The 17,530-nt window shown below is 32.9% G+C and carries 17 protein-coding genes; 14 read left to right on the top strand and 3 right to left on the bottom strand.

Annotated features, from left to right (window positions below; all coding sequences use genetic code 11):
* Positions 1–272: 272 nt before the first annotated feature.
* Complete coding sequence (locus tag BFU36_RS13745; RefSeq protein WP_156770042.1) at positions 273–422, top strand: hypothetical protein; 150 nt, start codon at positions 273–275, stop codon at positions 420–422.
* On the opposite strand, the gene BFU36_RS00585 is transcribed toward BFU36_RS13745, so the two are convergent.
* The gene (locus BFU36_RS00585) at positions 423–1,580 is read right to left on the bottom strand and encodes an MFS transporter (protein WP_069281375.1); all 1,158 of its coding nucleotides are present in this window, start codon (positions 1,578–1,580) and stop codon (positions 423–425) included.
* 171 nt (positions 1,581–1,751) lie between these two features.
* Here BFU36_RS00585 and BFU36_RS00580 point away from each other — a divergent pair, with 171 nt between their 5' ends.
* The 5 genes from BFU36_RS00580 to BFU36_RS00560 all read left to right on the top strand — a co-directional run bounded on the left by BFU36_RS00580 (position 1,752) and on the right by BFU36_RS00560 (position 6,950).
* The gene (locus BFU36_RS00580) at positions 1,752–2,684 is read left to right on the top strand and encodes a dipeptidase (protein ID WP_143576896.1); all 933 of its coding nucleotides are present in this window, start codon (positions 1,752–1,754) and stop codon (positions 2,682–2,684) included.
* 313 nt (positions 2,685–2,997) lie between these two features.
* Positions 2,998–4,350 carry an ABC transporter substrate-binding protein gene (locus tag BFU36_RS00575; RefSeq protein WP_069281374.1) on the top strand — a complete coding sequence of 451 codons (1,353 nt, stop codon included), beginning with the start codon at positions 2,998–3,000 and terminating at the stop codon, positions 4,348–4,350.
* Positions 4,351–4,357: 7 nt separating this feature from the next.
* Positions 4,358–5,179 carry a carbohydrate ABC transporter permease gene (locus BFU36_RS00570; protein WP_069281373.1) on the top strand — a complete coding sequence of 274 codons (822 nt, stop codon included), beginning with the start codon at positions 4,358–4,360 and terminating at the stop codon, positions 5,177–5,179.
* Entirely contained in the window at positions 5,176–5,979 is an 804-nt protein-coding gene (locus BFU36_RS00565; RefSeq protein ID WP_069281372.1) for a carbohydrate ABC transporter permease, read from the top strand. The genes BFU36_RS00570 and BFU36_RS00565 overlap by 4 nt, the downstream gene beginning before the upstream one ends.
* Positions 5,976–6,950 (top strand): ABC transporter ATP-binding protein, encoded by a 975-nt coding sequence (locus BFU36_RS00560; RefSeq protein WP_069281371.1) that lies wholly within the window; start codon positions 5,976–5,978, stop codon positions 6,948–6,950. The genes BFU36_RS00565 and BFU36_RS00560 overlap by 4 nt, the downstream gene beginning before the upstream one ends.
* 262 nt (positions 6,951–7,212) lie before the next feature.
* Here the strand turns inward: BFU36_RS00560 and malA are convergent, their stop codons facing one another.
* Both malA and BFU36_RS00550 read right to left on the bottom strand, forming a co-directional pair.
* Positions 7,213–9,267, bottom strand: coding sequence for an alpha-glucosidase MalA (gene malA / locus BFU36_RS00555; protein ID WP_069281370.1), 2,055 nt, complete (start codon positions 9,265–9,267; stop codon positions 7,213–7,215).
* 1,191 nt (positions 9,268–10,458) lie between these two features.
* Positions 10,459–10,752 (bottom strand): winged helix-turn-helix domain-containing protein, encoded by a 294-nt coding sequence (locus tag BFU36_RS00550; RefSeq protein ID WP_185957806.1) that lies wholly within the window; start codon positions 10,750–10,752, stop codon positions 10,459–10,461.
* Between the two features lie 444 nt (positions 10,753–11,196).
* Between BFU36_RS00550 and BFU36_RS00545 the strand changes: the two genes are divergently transcribed.
* The 8 genes from BFU36_RS00545 to BFU36_RS00510 all read left to right on the top strand — a co-directional run bounded on the left by BFU36_RS00545 (position 11,197) and on the right by BFU36_RS00510 (position 17,522).
* Entirely contained in the window at positions 11,197–11,946 is a 750-nt protein-coding gene (locus tag BFU36_RS00545; protein ID WP_069281369.1) for a hypothetical protein, read from the top strand.
* Positions 11,947–11,994: 48 nt separating this feature from the next.
* Positions 11,995–13,068 (top strand): S24/S26 family peptidase, encoded by a 1,074-nt coding sequence (locus BFU36_RS00540; protein ID WP_069281368.1) that lies wholly within the window; start codon positions 11,995–11,997, stop codon positions 13,066–13,068.
* A complete protein-coding gene (locus BFU36_RS00535) occupies positions 13,065–13,469 on the top strand; it encodes a hypothetical protein (RefSeq protein WP_143576894.1) in 405 nt (134 codons plus the stop codon). The genes BFU36_RS00540 and BFU36_RS00535 overlap by 4 nt, the downstream gene beginning before the upstream one ends.
* 11 nt (positions 13,470–13,480) lie before the next feature.
* Positions 13,481–14,224 (top strand): hypothetical protein, encoded by a 744-nt coding sequence (locus tag BFU36_RS00530; protein WP_231961197.1) that lies wholly within the window; start codon positions 13,481–13,483, stop codon positions 14,222–14,224.
* A 256-nt stretch (positions 14,225–14,480) separates the two neighbouring features.
* Positions 14,481–14,759, top strand: a complete 279-nt coding sequence (locus tag BFU36_RS00525; RefSeq protein WP_069281366.1) for a winged helix-turn-helix domain-containing protein — start codon at positions 14,481–14,483, stop codon at positions 14,757–14,759.
* A 90-nt stretch (positions 14,760–14,849) separates the two neighbouring features.
* Positions 14,850–15,389: a hypothetical protein gene (locus BFU36_RS00520; RefSeq protein ID WP_083216328.1), complete on the top strand. Its 540-nt coding sequence runs from the start codon at positions 14,850–14,852 to the stop codon at positions 15,387–15,389.
* A 740-nt stretch (positions 15,390–16,129) separates the two neighbouring features.
* Positions 16,130–16,663 carry a zinc ribbon domain-containing protein gene (locus BFU36_RS00515; protein WP_069281365.1) on the top strand — a complete coding sequence of 178 codons (534 nt, stop codon included), beginning with the start codon at positions 16,130–16,132 and terminating at the stop codon, positions 16,661–16,663.
* Positions 16,664–17,015: 352 nt separating this feature from the next.
* Positions 17,016–17,522 carry a hypothetical protein gene (locus BFU36_RS00510; RefSeq protein WP_069281364.1) on the top strand — a complete coding sequence of 169 codons (507 nt, stop codon included), beginning with the start codon at positions 17,016–17,018 and terminating at the stop codon, positions 17,520–17,522.
* Positions 17,523–17,530: the final 8 nt, after the last annotated feature.

Genomic DNA, 17,530 nt, shown 5'->3' with positions numbered 1-17,530 from the left:
TACTGTCCCTTTACCACAACTTGTTAAACCAGCAAATATTGATGCTATGTGAGATAATAATGCTCCTTGAAGCTCGGACATTTTCTCACCCAAATATTTATATTTCATTTATATATATATTCCTCTTAATACCTTTCATTAATAATTTGTCGTAAAGTATAAAATCTTTAAGAACTAACAATTAACACTTAAAAAATGCTTTAAAAATCAACACATATACTAATAAGTAATTATAGTAAAGTTTTTATATATAATCTTTTATGTAGTAAAATATGCGAGAGTACAAAAAGATAGCTTGTACTATTGGTTGTGTAATTATTAAAGGACAGGAAATTTGTGATAATCCTCTGTATTATTATATTGAAGAGGGGAAAAAGCGTCTTATTATCACAAAGAAAAGAAAATATACTGTTGATGATTAATCACGTTTCTACTTTCTTAACCCTTAAAGTGAAAGACAGTATAAAGGCTATTAGTTCCATAATTATTACTATACCATCGCCCTCTAGCATCGTTGATAGATTATCAAATAAACTACTCATAAATACGGGAATCACTGCAACTCCTACGTTAGTAATTGCACTATACATCGAAGTAGCTAACCCTGCATCTGCAGGATCTGAAACGTAGTTTGTAACAGAGGTTAGTGCCATTGACCAATAGGCATTGCCAAAGAATCCAAATAGGAAGTAACCTAAGCCTATTAGAGTAAATGATAAGTTAAGGGTTAAGCTCATCGACATTATTACTATAGATATGAAGGAAAGCAATGCTGCAATGATTAACCCTAGCCTTAAGTTAAAGGATTCGAATATGGAAGGCAATATAATCGCTCCTAAAGCTGATCCTAAGAAGGTTAATCCTCCAAATAATCCTCCTAAACTAATGGCAATCAAGGGAATTACCTTATGTAAGATTAATACTGTTGACGCTATACTCCCGAACATTACTGAAACTGAAGCTATTGCTAATCCTACGTACCAGTTCTTTATCATTCCTAGATTAAAACTTCCCCTTAAAGACCTCTTAAAGTTCTTAGGGTAATCCCTTGTACCTAGTAAAACTAATATAAACGCTATAAGGGACAATACTGTTGGGATCCATAGAGTTAAAGATAAACCTAAGTAATCATATATAAAAGGTCCAATGAAAGAGCCCATAGCCATTCCCAAAAAAAGTAAGCCAATACTTATGCCCACTATTGTATGTGATCTGTTTTTAAAGAATGCCTCAGCTATACTCCCCACTGGAGCAACTGCTAATGGATACGCAAGAGACGCTATTATCCCAAAGGTTAGAAAAGTAGTGAAATTCAATAATAGTGCTCTGCCAATAAGTCCAATCAATGAGATAATGCTAGAAAGTATTAGAGAAGTCTTTACAGTAAATCTGGCTGATAAGTAGCCTGCTAGGATTCCCAAAATTGCCATTGAATATCCGTAAGACGAGATAATTAACAGTATTGAGCTAATTGAGACTTTGAACAAATTACTCAATACTGGTATGATAGGAGATAATATGAACCAGCCAAAGCCTATTGAGAATACTAAGACCCAATATGGGATTAGCTTGTTTAACATCGACGCATATATAGTTTACAAGGTTTTAAACATTTCTAGATTTATGTAGTTAGTTCTCTCAAAAATTTTAAGATGTGGATGCTATGAGAAACTTTAGGTCTTGACTATCTCATGGATTTATTAGACAATTTGAGCGATGTCCTTAAATACTTGGAAATGAACGTTTACAAAATGTTAATAGATTTACATGAGGATTTAGCTTACTCCAACCAACAGGGAATTGATGTGATTAATGGAGATTATCAATCTAGCATTAAAATGCTCAATGAGTTTAAAGACGCTTTAGTTTTCGCATCGATATTTCCGCACGTAGATACAATAGATGAGAGGAGTGAGGAGTTAACAAAACTCTATGGCAATTTTACGAGATCCACTAATTTCTCGTTCGAATTGTTCATAGACCAAATTAAGTTTTATTATTACTTAGACAGAAAAGGGGTTGCCAAAATAATTAAGAGTATGGATGACATTAGTAATAATGGAGTTAAACTATTACTATCCTTAGAGGGTACGGACGTTTTAAGAGATTATACTGACTTATACATTTTAAAAGAATTACACGTTCTAAACCTAGGCTTAACGTGGAACTATGATAATAAGTTTGCCTCATCTTGTATGTCTAAGAAGGATTATGGCTTAACGTCGGAAGGCGAGGAATTAGTTAAGCTTGCAAACTCTCTGGGTATAATAATAGATTTGGCCCATGCCAGTAAGAAGACAGTATTAGACGTTGCGTCAATTACTAAAAAGCCTGTTATAGTTTCTCACGCAAATGTTAAAAGATTAAAGGATCATAAGAGGAATTTAGACGACGAGGAGATAGAGGCTGTAGTGAAAACTGGAGGAGTCATAGGAATTACCGCAATAGTCTCCACTTTAAGAGAGGCAAATATAAATTCTATCGTAGAAAACGTAAAATACATAGGAGAGTCATTTGGTTGGGACTACGTTGCGTTAGGTACTGATTTTTTAGGCATTAGTCAAGTTCCTAAAGGCTTTGAGAATATACTTAAAGTAAGGGAGTTAGTAAAGGCTATAGAAGGTCATGAGGAACAGTTAATGTGGAAAAATGCTTATAGAGTAATTACCCAAAGTTTGGACTAGTGTCTGGGCAGAAGCTATAACAATTCTTCATTATTCTACTATTTGGGCTTAATTACTTATTCACATTATATAATTTATTTTAATCTTAAAAAATATTTATATTAATTATATTAACTAATACTTTTCCATTTTTGAATTTTACTAGTAGGGTTAATCAACGGTCGTTATTTTATCCTACATTACTAAATGTTAGGAACATATACTATATAAGTATTATAGTAAATATTAAATTAATTTATAATTACATAAACTTCTTATGACTTATGGATAAATTTTTATATAATTAAAGTAGAATGTAATACGGTGTCTACTAATGTATAAAAAAATTCTATATAGAGCATTAAGTAGGACTCTCGTAATAGCTATCGTAGTAATAATAGTAGTTGCTGCTGCAGCTGGTGCAGGATATTATTTCGTAACTACGTCACACCACGTCACTTCTCAACACGTAACTATAACATATTATGACGACCTAGCCCCGTCAGAAGCTAAGGTCTTTGATGGATTAATTATTCCTCAGTTTGAAAAAATGTATCCAAATATAACGGTGAATCTAGTATCTGAAAGTGCGGGTGACATAGTAAATAGCATAGAAGCATTAGAGAAAGCTGGGGATGTGGGTCCGGTAGTGATAGCTGAGGATAACTTAGTAATAGGAGAGTTATTATACGCCGGTGACTTGATGAATTTATCACCATATTCGTCAATGATAGAGATACCTAGTATGATTCCATCTATGACCAATTTAATGAAATATGAGGAGAGCGTATATCACGGCATATATTTCATTCCATTCAGAGGAAACATCCCATTAGTCTGGTATAACAAAACAGTCTTCCAAGAGCTCAATTTGCCCGTCCCTCAAAATTGGAGCCAGTTAATGCAAGACGCTAAGATCATATATGAGAAGACGGGTGCTAAACCCGTAATGTTCCAAGGCCATGGTGGGGCAAGTACATCTACTGAGCTTTATCAGTGGATGGTTCAAGCTGGAGGAAATCCATTTGTATTCAATGATAGTGGGGATATTCAAGCTATGACCTTCTTAGACGAATTATCTCAATACTTTAATCCAGAGTACATCCATGGTTATTGGGGAAGCTACAAAGGTTTAGTTGATGGACAATATTACATTTTGGATTATCAGTGGCCTTATATTTATTCAGTAATGGCATCTGAGGGAGTAAATGTATCAAATATTGGTTTCTATCCTGGTCCCGCTGGTCCTGTAAATAATGACCACCTAGTAGGAGGAGACGTCTTAGCAATACCGAAAGGTGCGACACACATTTATGACCTATTGTTATTCGTTAGATACTTACTATCAACACAAGTTCAGAGAGAAATTATAATGGTATTGGGAGAGCCAGCGGTTAACTCACAGGCTTATCAGAATCTACCATCTAACATATCAGCATTGTTTAAAGTAGAAGAAGAGGCTTTCCAGAACGCTTTCTTCAGAGAACCTGTGCCATGGATAAGCTATTGGGACACAATAGCAGATCAAGTATTTGATGAAATAGTAGTAAATCATGCACCGACTTCACAAATTCCAGCTATTTTGAGCCAAGCTAACGCTGAGATGTATAAGTATCTGGAAACTAACTATAACCAAACGGTAGCTCAAGAGTATGAACAAGGGGTATTCCAGCCATTATACGGGTGAATAAATTATGAATAGAGAGGACTTAAGGTATCTATTTTTTACTATTCCTGCAATTGTTTACATAGGTGTTTTCGCGTTTTATCCAGCTTTTGATGCAGTATTTTTAAGCTTTATTGGATCAGATGGGCAATTTACGTTGAATAATTATAAAGAATTATTTTATTTCAATATATACGGTACGATTATCGATACAATAATAGTAACTATAGGAGCCCTTCTGATCCAGTTATTGTTAGGCTTGGGTGTAGCATCAATCTTAGCTAGGGAATTCAGAGGTAAGAGTTTTTTCTCCACATTAAGTATTGTCCCAATGGGAGTAGCAACAGTAGTTTCAGCTATAGCATTTTCGTTCATATTTCAAACGGCTGGGGGTTACGCTAATACCTTCCTTACGATGTTAAAGATACATCCCGTAAATTGGTACGCTAATAGTTACATCTCACTTCTAGTGGTAATGATTGCTGATAGTTGGAAAAACACACCTATAGTGGCGTTGATACTCCTAGCTGGGATGATGTCAATACCTAAGGATTTATATTACGCTGCCTCATTAGATGGGGCAGGACCAGTGAGAAGATTTTTCTACGTTACGTTGCCTAACCTTAAATCCTATATCGCAATAGCTCTAATTATAAGAGGAGTTAGTGAATTTAATATTTTTGCATTACCTTTAGTATTAATAGGATTTCATCCACTTATCTTGACTACTCTTGCGTACGAGCTTTACTCCACTACTACAATATATCTCTCATCCGCTGCTGCAGTTATACTCCTAGCCTTTATCTCTGTCCTAATAGTCTTAAACATAAAATTAGGTGGGAGAAGATGAGTAAAATAGTTTACGTAGGTTTCGCAATATTTACTATATACTTCTTATTTCCCCTATACATATTATTGCTTGTAGCTTTTAGCCCGGCAAAATACACGATAGAGTCATTATATCCTCCACCTATTTTTAAACAATTTACATTAAATAACCTAATATTCGCGTTTACGCAATATAATTTTCTTCAACCTTTTATAAAAAGCCTTATAGTAGCTACGTTAGTGGGAATTATAGCATTACTAGTTGGAATTCCCGCAGGTTATGGATTAAGTAGATTACCAGCTAAGATAGCCTATCCCGTTTTAGTTTTACTATTAATAACGAACATGGTTCCGGGAATAGTAGTTGCAATACCGATAAGTGCAGAGTTCATAAAACTACATTTATTCGATACCCCAATAGGATTAGCCTTAGTTCAAGAATTAATAACATTACCATTAGCAACTTTCATAATGCAAGGTACCTTCTCAGCCATACCTAAGGAGATAGAATATCAAGCTAGGATAGATGGAGCTTCAGCTTTATCCTACATAGCAAACATTCTCGTTCCTACAGCATTGCCGGGAATTATAGCTGCGTTCCTTATCTCATGGATGTTCTCTTGGGACGAGTTCACATATGCAGTTATTCTCTCCCCCATTCATCCAACCTTACCTGTAGAAATCTATATAAATATAACTAGGGGGAACGAACTAGCTGCAGTAGCTTTTTCCTTAGTTTTCACGATACCTGTCATAATTTTAACCGTTATTCTTCAAAAATATTTGAAAGGTGAATATTTAACCGGAGGGATAAAAGCATGATTGAATTAGATAATATTATTAAAAGGTATGGTAGCTTAATTGTATTAAATGGTATATCTGAAAAAATTGAAAGTGGAGAGTTTTTCGTGATATTAGGCCCTAGTGGAGCTGGAAAGTCAACCTTATTGAAAGTACTAGCTGGAATAGAAAGAGCAGATAAGGGAAGAATTGTAGTAGATGGCAAAGATATAACAAATCTTCCTCCAGAGAAGAGAAATATAGCTATGGTCTTCCAAAACTATGCATTATATCCTAATATGACAGTATATGATAATATTGCATTTCCCTTAAAGATGAGAGGTATGAAAAAAGAGGAAATTCAGAAGAAAGTAGAGAGAGTTGCTAAGTTATTAGGGATTTCTGAAATTCTCAACAAAAACGTTACTAAAATAAGTGGAGGTCAACAGCAGAGAGTAGCATTAGCTAGGGCTATAGTCAGAGAACCTTCGTTTTATTTGTTAGACGAGCCTTTATCAAATTTAGATGCTAGAACTAGATTTATAGCTAGGGGAGAATTAAAAAGAATACAAAAGGAACTAAATGGGACTTTCGTCTACGTAACTCACGATCAAAAAGAAGCCATGAGCTTAGCTGATAGGATAGCAGTTTTACATAACGGAAAATTCGAACAAGTGGGAACACCAACAGATCTTTACGAATACCCTAAGACTAAATGGGTTGGAGAGTTCATAGGAGACTTCCCCATGAACTTTCTACCCGGTGATATATTAGGAATGCAAGGTATCGAAATAGGATTCAGACCAGCCTGGGTAAAATTAGGAGGAGAGTTTAAGGGTACGGTAGAGTCTGTAGAAGTAGTTGGAGACTCAATATATCTATCTTGTAAATTAAAAGATGATAAAAGGGTGATAATAGAATCTAAAGAGATGTTCGATGTGGGTGATGAGGTAACTTTTAAGATAGAGAAGTTTAGGAAATATAAAGATGGTATTTTAATAGATAAGGAATAAACTATTTTTTATTTCTATTTAATTCTTTATTTAAATTCTAGAATATATATGCCATCATATTGAAACTTTTAAAATTACAACATCTTATGTAAAGTAAAAAATCTACAAAAATTCTTTTACAAGACGAGAAAAGCCTAACCATTTGTGGATGATTTCTAAAATCTATAGGTTTCCCGAGCCTCTCGACACATGGGAGATGTGATTATATATGAGGGAAACCGATGAGATTCCATAAGGGTCGACTTTTAGAGCGAGAAGGAAGTCAGATTAAATGTATATCCTTTACCTCCTCCCCTATGTGTATGATAAAGAGATTGTTTTTCCTCTCAAAACTCTTATCCTTCTCTTTATTAACAATTACCTTTTTAATATCGTCTCTTTCTATCCAGTATAACCTCTTTACGTAAAACTTATTGGAGAACGAAATTCGTTTTTCTTCACTCTTAATTACAATATCGTCATATCTAATCTCCCCATTACCGAAAACTAATAGCTCATTATCTTCTAAGAGTATTATACTTCCCTCCTTGATATATATTGGTAAGTCATATGAAGAGTATACCCAACTCTTTCCTTCCAATATCTCATTACTCCAGTAATCAAACCACTTGGCATTAGGAAGATAAACTCTTCTCTTCTCTTGGTTAGGGTAGACTATTGGAGCATACAATAAGAACTTGCCAACCATATATTCGTCATCAATATAATAGCAACTTTCATCATCCTGGAATTCATAAAATAGTGGTCTAACTATTGGATGACCGTAGAGATTAGATTCTTTTACTAAATAATATAAGTATGGTAAAAACTTGTATCTTATATTTATAGCCTCTTTTACCTTCTCTTTATAAAATGAGGGAAGGTTTAAAGGCTCGGAGTCAATACCATCTGTTGCCTTATGACTTCTGTAAAATGGAAAGAATAATGCTAATTGATAATATCTCATGAGTAGTTCTGGAGAGTTCTCTATTTCATAAAATCCTCTACCTTGAAATCCACCAATGTCAATTCCAACATAAGGTACTCCACTAATTGATAAGCCTAAAACTAGTTTTAGTTGCAATCTTAAATCATCCCATGATGGAGTGTTATCACCAGTCCATATTGAAGCGTATCTCTGTATTCCAGCATACCCAGCCCTACTTAGGATAAACACTTCACTCCTCCCTGCTTTCCTAAATCCCTCGAATGTCGCCATAGCCTCATAGTAAGGATATGCATTCCTAACTTGCCAGTGATAAAACTTCCCATCATGAACTACATTATCTGGAAAAGTATAATAGAGTCGGTCATCCTTTACCTTTATTGGTAGATCCTTTAAAACGTTATTTATTTCCATAATTTTTGTAAAATCTGTAGGCTCATTCATATCTAGCCAAATCCCATCAACTCCTTGAGATAACCACTCAGAGATTAGGTTAGCCCACCATTCCCTTGTCTTCTCCCTAAAGAAGTCTGGGTAAACAGTATACCCTGGCCAAAGTTTGCCTACGAACATACTGCCGTTATCCAACTCACAATAATTACCAATGCCAGATATGAAAACGTTATAATTCTGGTCCACTCTAATACCATGGTCTACTATAGTGATCAGTTTAACGTTTCTTTTCTTCAATTCCTCGATCATTTTCTTAGGGTCGGGAAACCTCTCCCTATGCCACGTGAAGAGCTTATAAGAGTCCATGAAGTGAATATCTAGAAATACTCCAGTTATTCTAAATCCCTCCTTTTGCATCAAATCAACCAATTCTATCACACTATCTTGAGGAAAATAGGAATACCTAGATATCATATAACCTAAAGCCCAATACGGCAATAAGTAGGGTTTCCCAGTTAAGTCAGTATATTTTTCAATTACTTTTTCTATCGTAGGTCCTTCAAATACGAATATTTCCACAGATCTTTCCGGAACTTCTATTATTATTTTATTATATTCCTTAAACCCAACGTCAACTATTAGCCTACCAGCGTAATTTATGAAATATCCTTTAGCTATCCCATCATTAACAGAGATGAAGAATGGAATATTAACGTATAATGGGTCATCATATTTCTTATAAGCTCCTGCATCTACATTATACATGAAATATCTCTTCCTTTTCCTATCTAGTTCAAACGCTTTCTCACCTAAGCCTAGTATATGTTCTTTAAGTCCTAACGGTTTGGTTATAAGTAGATGATTACCTTCTTCCTTTATCTCTAAGGGGAAATCCTTAATCTCTATTTTACTTCCCCTAAATCCAAAATCTATGGGAGGAATAGGATCATTTATCATTAGCCTAAATATCCCACTTTTCTCATAAGCCTCTATTCTCATGGATCTAAAGCTATTATGTAAAAATTTAAAAGCTATCGCTAAACCGTAATATTTTTACAGCTCCATTAACGTTTAAAGTTATCTACCTAATTCGTTAAAGTATATATGATAATAAGGTAAATATTTCTTGTCATACTTATATATAATCTAACGTAATATACCTTAAAACGTACTATATTCTAGGATAATAAAAACTTCGAATTAGCAAAAAATTAGTACGTTATTTCGCACTTATTATGTAAAAATCAACTATGTATCAATTTAAAAAATCAAATCAAACTTGGAGCTATAGCATTCTAAAACTATTTTATCTTCTTAAAAAACTTGATATTACTCATAAGCTAATACGAATCTCTGAATTGATTAATAGATGTTTAAACCACCAATTATCTATATACCTCCACTTGTATTGTATATTTCGTTAAGACAGTTCTAGCATATATAATCTTAAAGAGAATTGGGTTAGAATTTAGGATGTATGAAAGATAATTTCGTTCATCTCGATAAAATTTTATTCCGACTTATACTTACGGATTTCGAGTAAATTATATGAAGAATATTTTCAACTATCTCGTCTTGTTGAGTTCCATGCTAGCTATGCTAATCTGAATGCCAGTTCTACTAAGCTTATCTTGTCGAACCTCGGAGTTAAACAAATAGAAGGCATTGTAGAATCACGCCTTATTGTGTAACCTTTTCCCTCTTATTAACATCACATAGACGCGGAAATCATTTTTTCTAGACTCATAAATAGTAATGCTCATCATAACATCAACCCTATAATTAATATTAGCCAACCAGTGAAAGCAAAGCAGTGTAAGGTAATAAAGTCCTTCAATTTGACGAAAGGTCAAGGCTAATGAAATCTCGTCCAGCAGTAAAAACCTAGGCTCTAAACTTGGGTGAGGAAATCAACTCTGACCCCAATAGATAACCTCACTCAAAATCTTTTCCGCAATGAAGAAAATCAATTTATATCAAAAATTATTGTTTATACTAACTCCTACAAGGTATATCCCTATAAACTTGCTTCCTTTTACCTACCATATGAAGAGGGTTGAAAATTCTGATTTTATGACTGTACTATATTTACACTATACTTATAAAAATATTTATTAATAAACTGTTAATTCGTATAAACCTATTCATATTTTGTTGTGAAATAAACTAAAGTATTCATTCTCACGATCGTTAACTTTTTAAAAGTTCGCTTAAGTACCTCCTCATCTCCATTAACCTATTCCTTGTTTTCATGTATTCGGTTATTAACTCTAACGTCTTTTCCCCCTTTTCTGTTAAGAAATAGCTCCCATTTTCAAATTTTATCAGACCTAAGTTCTCTAATTCACTTATATATCTCATAAATACTTGATAATTAAGTCCAGAACTATACATCAGCTTAGTCTTTTTACTGCCTTCTTTACATCCATTAAGAATGATGTAAATTATCTCTATTCTTTCTCTTCTTATGCCCATATTACTCATCATCTTTCTTCTGATTCTATAAATATAAATTTATCTATCCACCGTCTTGTAAAATCACTTAATTTTATATTTAATAATCTATACATCTGACCTCTCCTCCCTGCCCTAAAGGGTGAGGGTTTCCCTACTTTGTAATTATTTTATGTCTATCCTCAAACTGGAAGTATATAGTATCATCCGTAGTGAATGAGGTACTAAAAAAGGTTCTAAGATTAAATGCTTAAACCTTAATATCGTGGCTGTTATTTGATATATATAATATATTACATTATTCCAGATATGATAGAAATTTTGTTTGATAACAAATATCCTTGCTTCATTAATACTTATATGTTAAGCTCTTATCACAAAACGTATATCAGGAGGATTGTAGTATATGCCTAACTAACGTTAGTGTAACCTCATCTTTTTAAATTGGGATGACAATAAGAGATTAGACCAAAAATGAACCTAAAAGTCTTAGCCGCAATATCTGTAGCAATAGTTTTAGCAACACTGCTAGTATATCAAGCATTTGTAGCAGGCTTCGTGGTAAGCAACTCAACGAGTGGTAGCGTAGTGCAAATAGATTCAGAAAACGCATTACTGCAGTTAGATCCATTAGAGTTTAGCCAAATTTCGGGAAATGGCGGATTATCAATAACTTTACCTGCAATAGGACCTGGTACTGCTGACTATGCTGCATTTATATATGATCCTCCATCTCCTCCTCCACCGCCTCCACCTCCTCCAAGTCCTCCGCCTAGCGCTAAAGTAGTTGCAAGCTACTCTGCAGCCTACCTATTTGCAGTAGTTGAGGCAGAGTTCAACTATCCTGGTAATAATAACACGATGGCATATCTAGGGGCATCACTAGAGCATGTTATGAACAATAGCCCAATTCAAATAATAGTACTTGGAACTCATGGTTCTAGTGAACAAGCAATAACTACATTCCCTAACAATGCAATTAACATAATGCCTATGGGTAATGGTGAGGTAGATATTAATGGCGAGCAATTTGCAGTATTATCAACATATGGCTTACCATCTTCTGTTGCAACTGCAATAGGTAATACTACAGTCACTATAGGCAGTGGAGGGAGTAATGGAGAGGTGATCTATATACTAGTATTATTGCCATCTTATGGCGTTATAGGTGCATCTGCAGCAACATTCACGGCAGCATTGAACTTATATGGCTATCAAGCATAAAGGATAATAGAAAAGAGAATATAATTTAAAAGGGAGGGTTGTTTTTTTATGTCTACATATGTACTCACTTATTCTTTAAAAAATTTTTTGAAAATATTTTTAAATATACTCGTAATATTACTATTTATATTTTCCATCTTACTCGCATCTGCAAACCTATTGGGTAGACCAACTTTCATTGCTATAACGAATGGCTATAGTATGTACCCCGTGTTAAAGTCTGGGGATATAGTAATTGCAATACCGGAACCTTTAGCGGGAAAAATAACTAATGGTAGTATTATCGTGTTTAGGGATCCAGATTATGGCAAAATCCCGGGGTATCCCCCATACATAATACACGAAGTTGTTTCAGTTCTACCTAATGATACGTTTATAACTAAGGGGGTTAATGATAACTTTATCGACCAGATTTACATGCCCCCGGTAACTCCTTCAGAGATATATGCGAAGGCTGTCCTAATAGACGGAAAGCCCTTAGTAATACCATACCTAGGTCAAATATTACTTTCCGCGAGAGGGAATATCATAACCACCATCGTAATCTTCGCAATATTAATAGCTGTCCTCGTAGGGATAGATGAGAGAAAGAAGATTAGAAGGGTAGCTTTGCCAAGAAGAGCTTTATTGCTCTTTTTCACCATCGTTCTATTCTCTATTTTTATTATAATTTCAAGCACGTCAACTTATAGTTTCTTCGTAGTCTACTCAGTCTCTCATCAAGAAGGTATTTTAGCGGGAGGTGTGAATGAAGTTTCAGCAATTAACTTACAAGTACTCTTATATAACCAAAGTAAGTCATATACTTTTAGCGTGACTGACAAACTAATGTTACCAGAGGTAGTAATTATCACTGTTGAGGGAAATGGGACATATACGGTTAATCCAAAAATTATTACTTTATATCCCGGGAAAAGTGAATTAGTGAACTTGACGGTTGTGGGAAAAGGTTATGAAGGCTTACATCAACTATTAATCAAGGTTTATGTTATAGTAGCACTTATACCTCTCGGAGAGTTATTAGGTAGTCCATTATATACGTTGTTTCTCTACTCTGCTCTTGATACGCTATGTTTATTATTTCCAATATCAGTTATTATAGCAAGAGGTGAAGAATGGTGAAGATATTTATAACCTTTATTATCAGTATGATTTTAATATTGTCATCATTATTGTATTTGAGTTCATTTACTCCTGCTTTTGTGGTATCTAATGATTCCGTTTCTCATATAATTCCCCCTGCTCAGTTAGTGACTAGCGAACTTAATGGGTCTACAGTGGTGAAAGTTTACATTAATCAGCAACTCCTTTCAACAGCTAACAGTATAAAAGTAGTTATTCAAGGAGGTAACTACACTGATCTTACAGTAGATGGATACGTAACTAGTAGTAATCAAGTAATTTTGTCAGGACCATTTATTAATCCTCTAATTCAATTCTATACTACTAATCCCCAAAACATAAAAGTTTGGATTATATTTACATATTATGGAGGTGTTGGAGTATTAAGCTTAAGTATATAAGATTAGGCGTTATGCTGGCTTTAATAATCTCGGGAGTTTTTCTAGTATATTTAGGTTTAAAATCCAATTCTATAGTATTTATTCCACAACGAGCGTCAATAGGTTCATATTTTGCTGAAACTAAATATGTTACAACCTTTTATATAAATAGGTCTATACTTTTTAACAATGATACTGTAATAAATACTAATTCAATGTTTAGTGCCTTAACGGAAAAGCTAGTAATCAATGGTTATTTCAATACAACGGCTAATTATTATCAAGGGAATTACACGGCAAATTTGACTATAAAAACTCCTTATTGGTCAAAGCTTTTAGGAACTATAGGAAAAGGCAATTTGACCTCCCATTTCTTATCCTATAGTCCTAACTTTACATACTACAATAATTTAGTTAAAGAAATAAATAATCAGTTAAAAATACAAGGGATATCATACATTGTTATTTTAAACATAAGTGTTTACGCTAATTTAAAATATCCTTATGGCGAAGAGCCAATTTATGTTAGAGACGGAATTGTAATAGAGAATAGTTCATTTAATATTTCTGTCTTAAACTATAACGATTCAACAGTGTCAGGTTCTTTCTATAGAGAGATTTTAATCAAGGCAACATCTGGGTATAACTATACTTACTTTTATGGAGCGTTTTTCTTAATACTCTTTGGAATATCAGCTTTCTTCATAGTTACTCCAGATGCTATGAAAATAATAAATAGGAATTCAATCAGAGGACCGCCCCACCGACTAATATGACACAAATAAAGGTTAACTCCTTGGAGGACTTCATGAAAATGATGAGACACTACAACGCTAGAGCCATACGGTTTGATAGTGGATATTACTTTATACATGACAATGTAGTTTATTTGTATTCCTATAATTCATGATTTTTGTAGCAAAAATTAAGAACAATAATTTTTTATCGAGTAAGAATTAATATTTTTCCCTTTGTTTACGTCCTTCTTTGATTAGCCGTAATCTTTAAAAGGTTTGTCTAATATAAATATATATGCTTTTAAAGAAAAAGAGGAATAGCCTAGAGATAACTATTACCATGTTGGAAGCTTGTACAGATGGTATTAATAAGACAAAACTCATGTATAAGGTTAACCTCAGTACCAGACCCTTCAACAAATATTTAAATCAATTGGTAAAAAGCGGGTATATAAAAAGAGAAGGAAATTTGTACAAATTAACTGAAAAAGGTATGAAATATTTACAAAGAGCTAGGGAATACTTAGAGTTAGCTAAGAAATTAGAAGAGTTAAGGAAGGAGATTGATAAGTGACAAGCTAATAGTAAGAGGCTTATTTCTTTGATAGGAGAATTATCACTTATATTACAATTTCTTTTAAGTTTGATTCTGGCTATTTTATTGATGTCAATAATGAAAGAATATATGAAGATTTTAGAGGATAAGGAGAGAGAGATGAGTATGAAAAGAACTTTAGATTTTCTCATAGCTCTTACTTCAGTTTTAGGTAATAGTAATACTAGTAATCTCTTAGAGGAGATTTTAGTTTACATTACTACAATGAAAGGGGGAGATGTAAAAGCAATTTATGAGACTACCATTAAGAAGTTAAAACCAATCGAGAATGAGTTGAATTATGTTCTCGAAAAAACAAGAAAGATAGAAGAGGTGGAGAAAATTTCGAAAAATATAAAATTATATGGTAAAATACTTAATATAATGCTCCTAATCTTAGTAATTTCTACATCGTTATCTTTCCCTATCTATATATTTTTTCCTTCTCTGCCTATAACGTCATACTATTACTACTTTGAGAGTGCTCAAGGTGTAATAATCTTATTCCTATTCGTAGCTCTACTTAAAGAGTACAAGAAAATTGATATCAATGTGATTTTTGAAGATCCTAAAAGAGATATTTTAGGTTCGTCTAAGAAAGAGAATTAAACCTTTAAATATTGTAACTCCTTAGTCATTCAAAAATTTTTTATCTTCAGTCTCATTTTATTCCCAAAATCCTAGGATATCAACAAATTATACTGCTTTAGTGATATCAGTTAACCTTTGGAAAGATTAGTGACAGAAAAATTCTAAGTTAAATCAAGGTCTTATGAATTTTTTATTTAAAACTTTTTTCTAAATAGTATTTTTACAAATTTTTTAAAAATTCTGTTTTCATCAATTGTTTATAGAAGATAAATTACTGCCCCTTAAAGTCAGAAAATTTTTAAACAATTGTATAATGAAGGTGAATATTTCATGTTATGTTCTTTAGAAATTAGAGTAGGTTTAATGTATCATATGATAACTATTGAATATAATTTTCAAGACATTTCATACTCTCCAGAAAGGATTAGATGAGATTCTTATTTTCATAAAAACAAATATTTATACAGTTTATCCTGATTAAATCTCCTCCAACAATTGTCATTAAATTTTTAAAGTTTCAACAATATTGGTTCGTTTTAGAAAGTTATCTCCCATATTATACTGTAGATTTAGTACTAATTTAGTCTTATTAAAGGATAAGAAATATCGTAATATACATTACCACTTTATGAAAGGCTTCTTCCCATTTATAGTAAGATAAAAATTCGTTTTGTTGAGTAATGTGACGTAATCATGGAAAGTATGAACTTAGCCTAGGCAACAATAAATATTAAATATCTTATCTAATAATAAAACGTATGCGAAAGACCTTTCAAGGAGTTAACGTAAATGTTCAACAGTTAGCTCAAAGTTTAGCTGAGTGGTTTAGGTTAAAAGGTTATATTTCACAATATTATGGCTATGGTAACAGCTATATAGTTCAAGCTAAGAAAGAAGGATTACTAAGACATTTATTTGCTGCAGACAGAGCTTTCACAGTTAAGATCATTGGATATCCAAACTATTTGGATGTAGATATTGGTGTGGCCAATTGGGTTAAAGCAGAAGATGTTACCGAAGCTTTGATTGGAGACCTGATTCTAGGACCACTAGGTTTATTGATAGAGGGTGGAGAAGGGTTATGGAACTTAGAAATAGAACATGAGACAATGAAAGAGATAGAGAGATTAATAAAAAGTGGTCTAGTTAACATGAATATTCAGCAGCCATACTATATGCCACAACAACAGTACTATGTTCCTACACAACAGTTTAAAGTATGCCCTAATTGCAGATTTCAAAATCCTCCTTATGCTAGATTTTGTAGTAACTGTGGAACTCAACTATCCTAGATCAAGATGAAAAAAGTTAGAAAATAAAAAATTTTATAACATAATTAAGTTTAAAGATTTTTTAATAGTCATTTCAGATGAGGGATTGAGCGGATTAGAGTTAATAAGTGAAAACTTTATAATTGCTGGAAGGATAGTTATGATACAATTCCTAATAAAGAAATCTTTGGAAAATGGGAAATGAGTTGGGACGAGTTCTTATTGATGCTCGTAAGAGGAAGGTCAAAATTTTAACTAAGGATCATTAGGTAGATAGAGAAGAGTCATGAAGAAGCGTATGAGGAATTATGGAAACTTCAGTTATAAACTAGGTTAGATAATTTTTAAATATCATGTATTACAAGTATATACTATGAATAATAGATTTAATATAAATGATAAAAGAGATAGAGAGATATGGATTAGGACTATTTGTAACAATGATAAGATAGAGGATGAAAAGGAATGTAAGGAAAATATTAAGGAAAATTTAAAAATATTAAATGTAAATGATATCGAGCTAAAAAATATATTATTTAAGTATTTAGATAACGTCCTTGAGAAGTATCTAAGATATGTACAAGCATTTAATTATTACATGAAGTATTTTACGCTAGACGAAGAACTGTTAAGGATAGGAGGTAAAAAATTTATCTTAACCCCTCCTATGTTAAATTGTTTACCTAAAATTGATGTTGATGAAAATACTAACGTATATGATGTTATTGAGGAATATAAGAAACTCATTTCTAGCAATACTAGTCCCTCATTTTTAAGGGACTGTTTTATTGAACTTAATTACATTAATTTTCTCGTTGATAAGAGGATAATTTCATTGAAACAATTTCTATCCTTGTATTCTAAGATAATACCTATGTAAGAAACTTT

The sequence above is a fragment of the Sulfolobus sp. A20 genome (genome assembly GCF_001719125.1).
Lineage (GTDB): Archaea > Thermoproteota > Thermoprotei_A > Sulfolobales > Sulfolobaceae > Saccharolobus.
The sequence above is the reverse complement of the archived record's forward strand: the minus strand, read 5'-3'. Positions and strand labels throughout refer to the sequence as shown.

Coding starts and splice junctions, on each gene's coding strand:
- malA (WP_069281370.1), bottom strand. CDS start 9,267: ATGAGAATAGAGGCTTATGAGAAAAGTGGGATATTTAGGCTAATGATA.
- BFU36_RS00525 (WP_069281366.1), top strand. CDS start 14,481: ATGCTTTTAAAGAAAAAGAGGAATAGCCTAGAGATAACTATTACCATG.
- BFU36_RS00540 (WP_069281368.1), top strand. CDS start 11,995: ATGTCTACATATGTACTCACTTATTCTTTAAAAAATTTTTTGAAAATA.
- BFU36_RS00520 (WP_083216328.1), top strand. CDS start 14,850: ATGTCAATAATGAAAGAATATATGAAGATTTTAGAGGATAAGGAGAGA.
- BFU36_RS00515 (WP_069281365.1), top strand. CDS start 16,130: ATGCGAAAGACCTTTCAAGGAGTTAACGTAAATGTTCAACAGTTAGCT.
- BFU36_RS00575 (WP_069281374.1), top strand. CDS start 2,998: ATGTATAAAAAAATTCTATATAGAGCATTAAGTAGGACTCTCGTAATA.
- BFU36_RS00510 (WP_069281364.1), top strand. CDS start 17,016: ATGAATAATAGATTTAATATAAATGATAAAAGAGATAGAGAGATATGG.
- BFU36_RS00570 (WP_069281373.1), top strand. CDS start 4,358: ATGAATAGAGAGGACTTAAGGTATCTATTTTTTACTATTCCTGCAATT.
- BFU36_RS00545 (WP_069281369.1), top strand. CDS start 11,197: ATGAACCTAAAAGTCTTAGCCGCAATATCTGTAGCAATAGTTTTAGCA.
- BFU36_RS00560 (WP_069281371.1), top strand. CDS start 5,976: ATGATTGAATTAGATAATATTATTAAAAGGTATGGTAGCTTAATTGTA.
- BFU36_RS00550 (WP_185957806.1), bottom strand. CDS start 10,752: ATGAGTAATATGGGCATAAGAAGAGAAAGAATAGAGATAATTTACATC.
- BFU36_RS13745 (WP_156770042.1), top strand. CDS start 273: ATGCGAGAGTACAAAAAGATAGCTTGTACTATTGGTTGTGTAATTATT.
- BFU36_RS00585 (WP_069281375.1), bottom strand. CDS start 1,580: ATGTTAAACAAGCTAATCCCATATTGGGTCTTAGTATTCTCAATAGGC.
- BFU36_RS00580 (WP_143576896.1), top strand. CDS start 1,752: ATGTTAATAGATTTACATGAGGATTTAGCTTACTCCAACCAACAGGGA.
- BFU36_RS00530 (WP_231961197.1), top strand. CDS start 13,481: ATGCTGGCTTTAATAATCTCGGGAGTTTTTCTAGTATATTTAGGTTTA.
- BFU36_RS00565 (WP_069281372.1), top strand. CDS start 5,176: ATGAGTAAAATAGTTTACGTAGGTTTCGCAATATTTACTATATACTTC.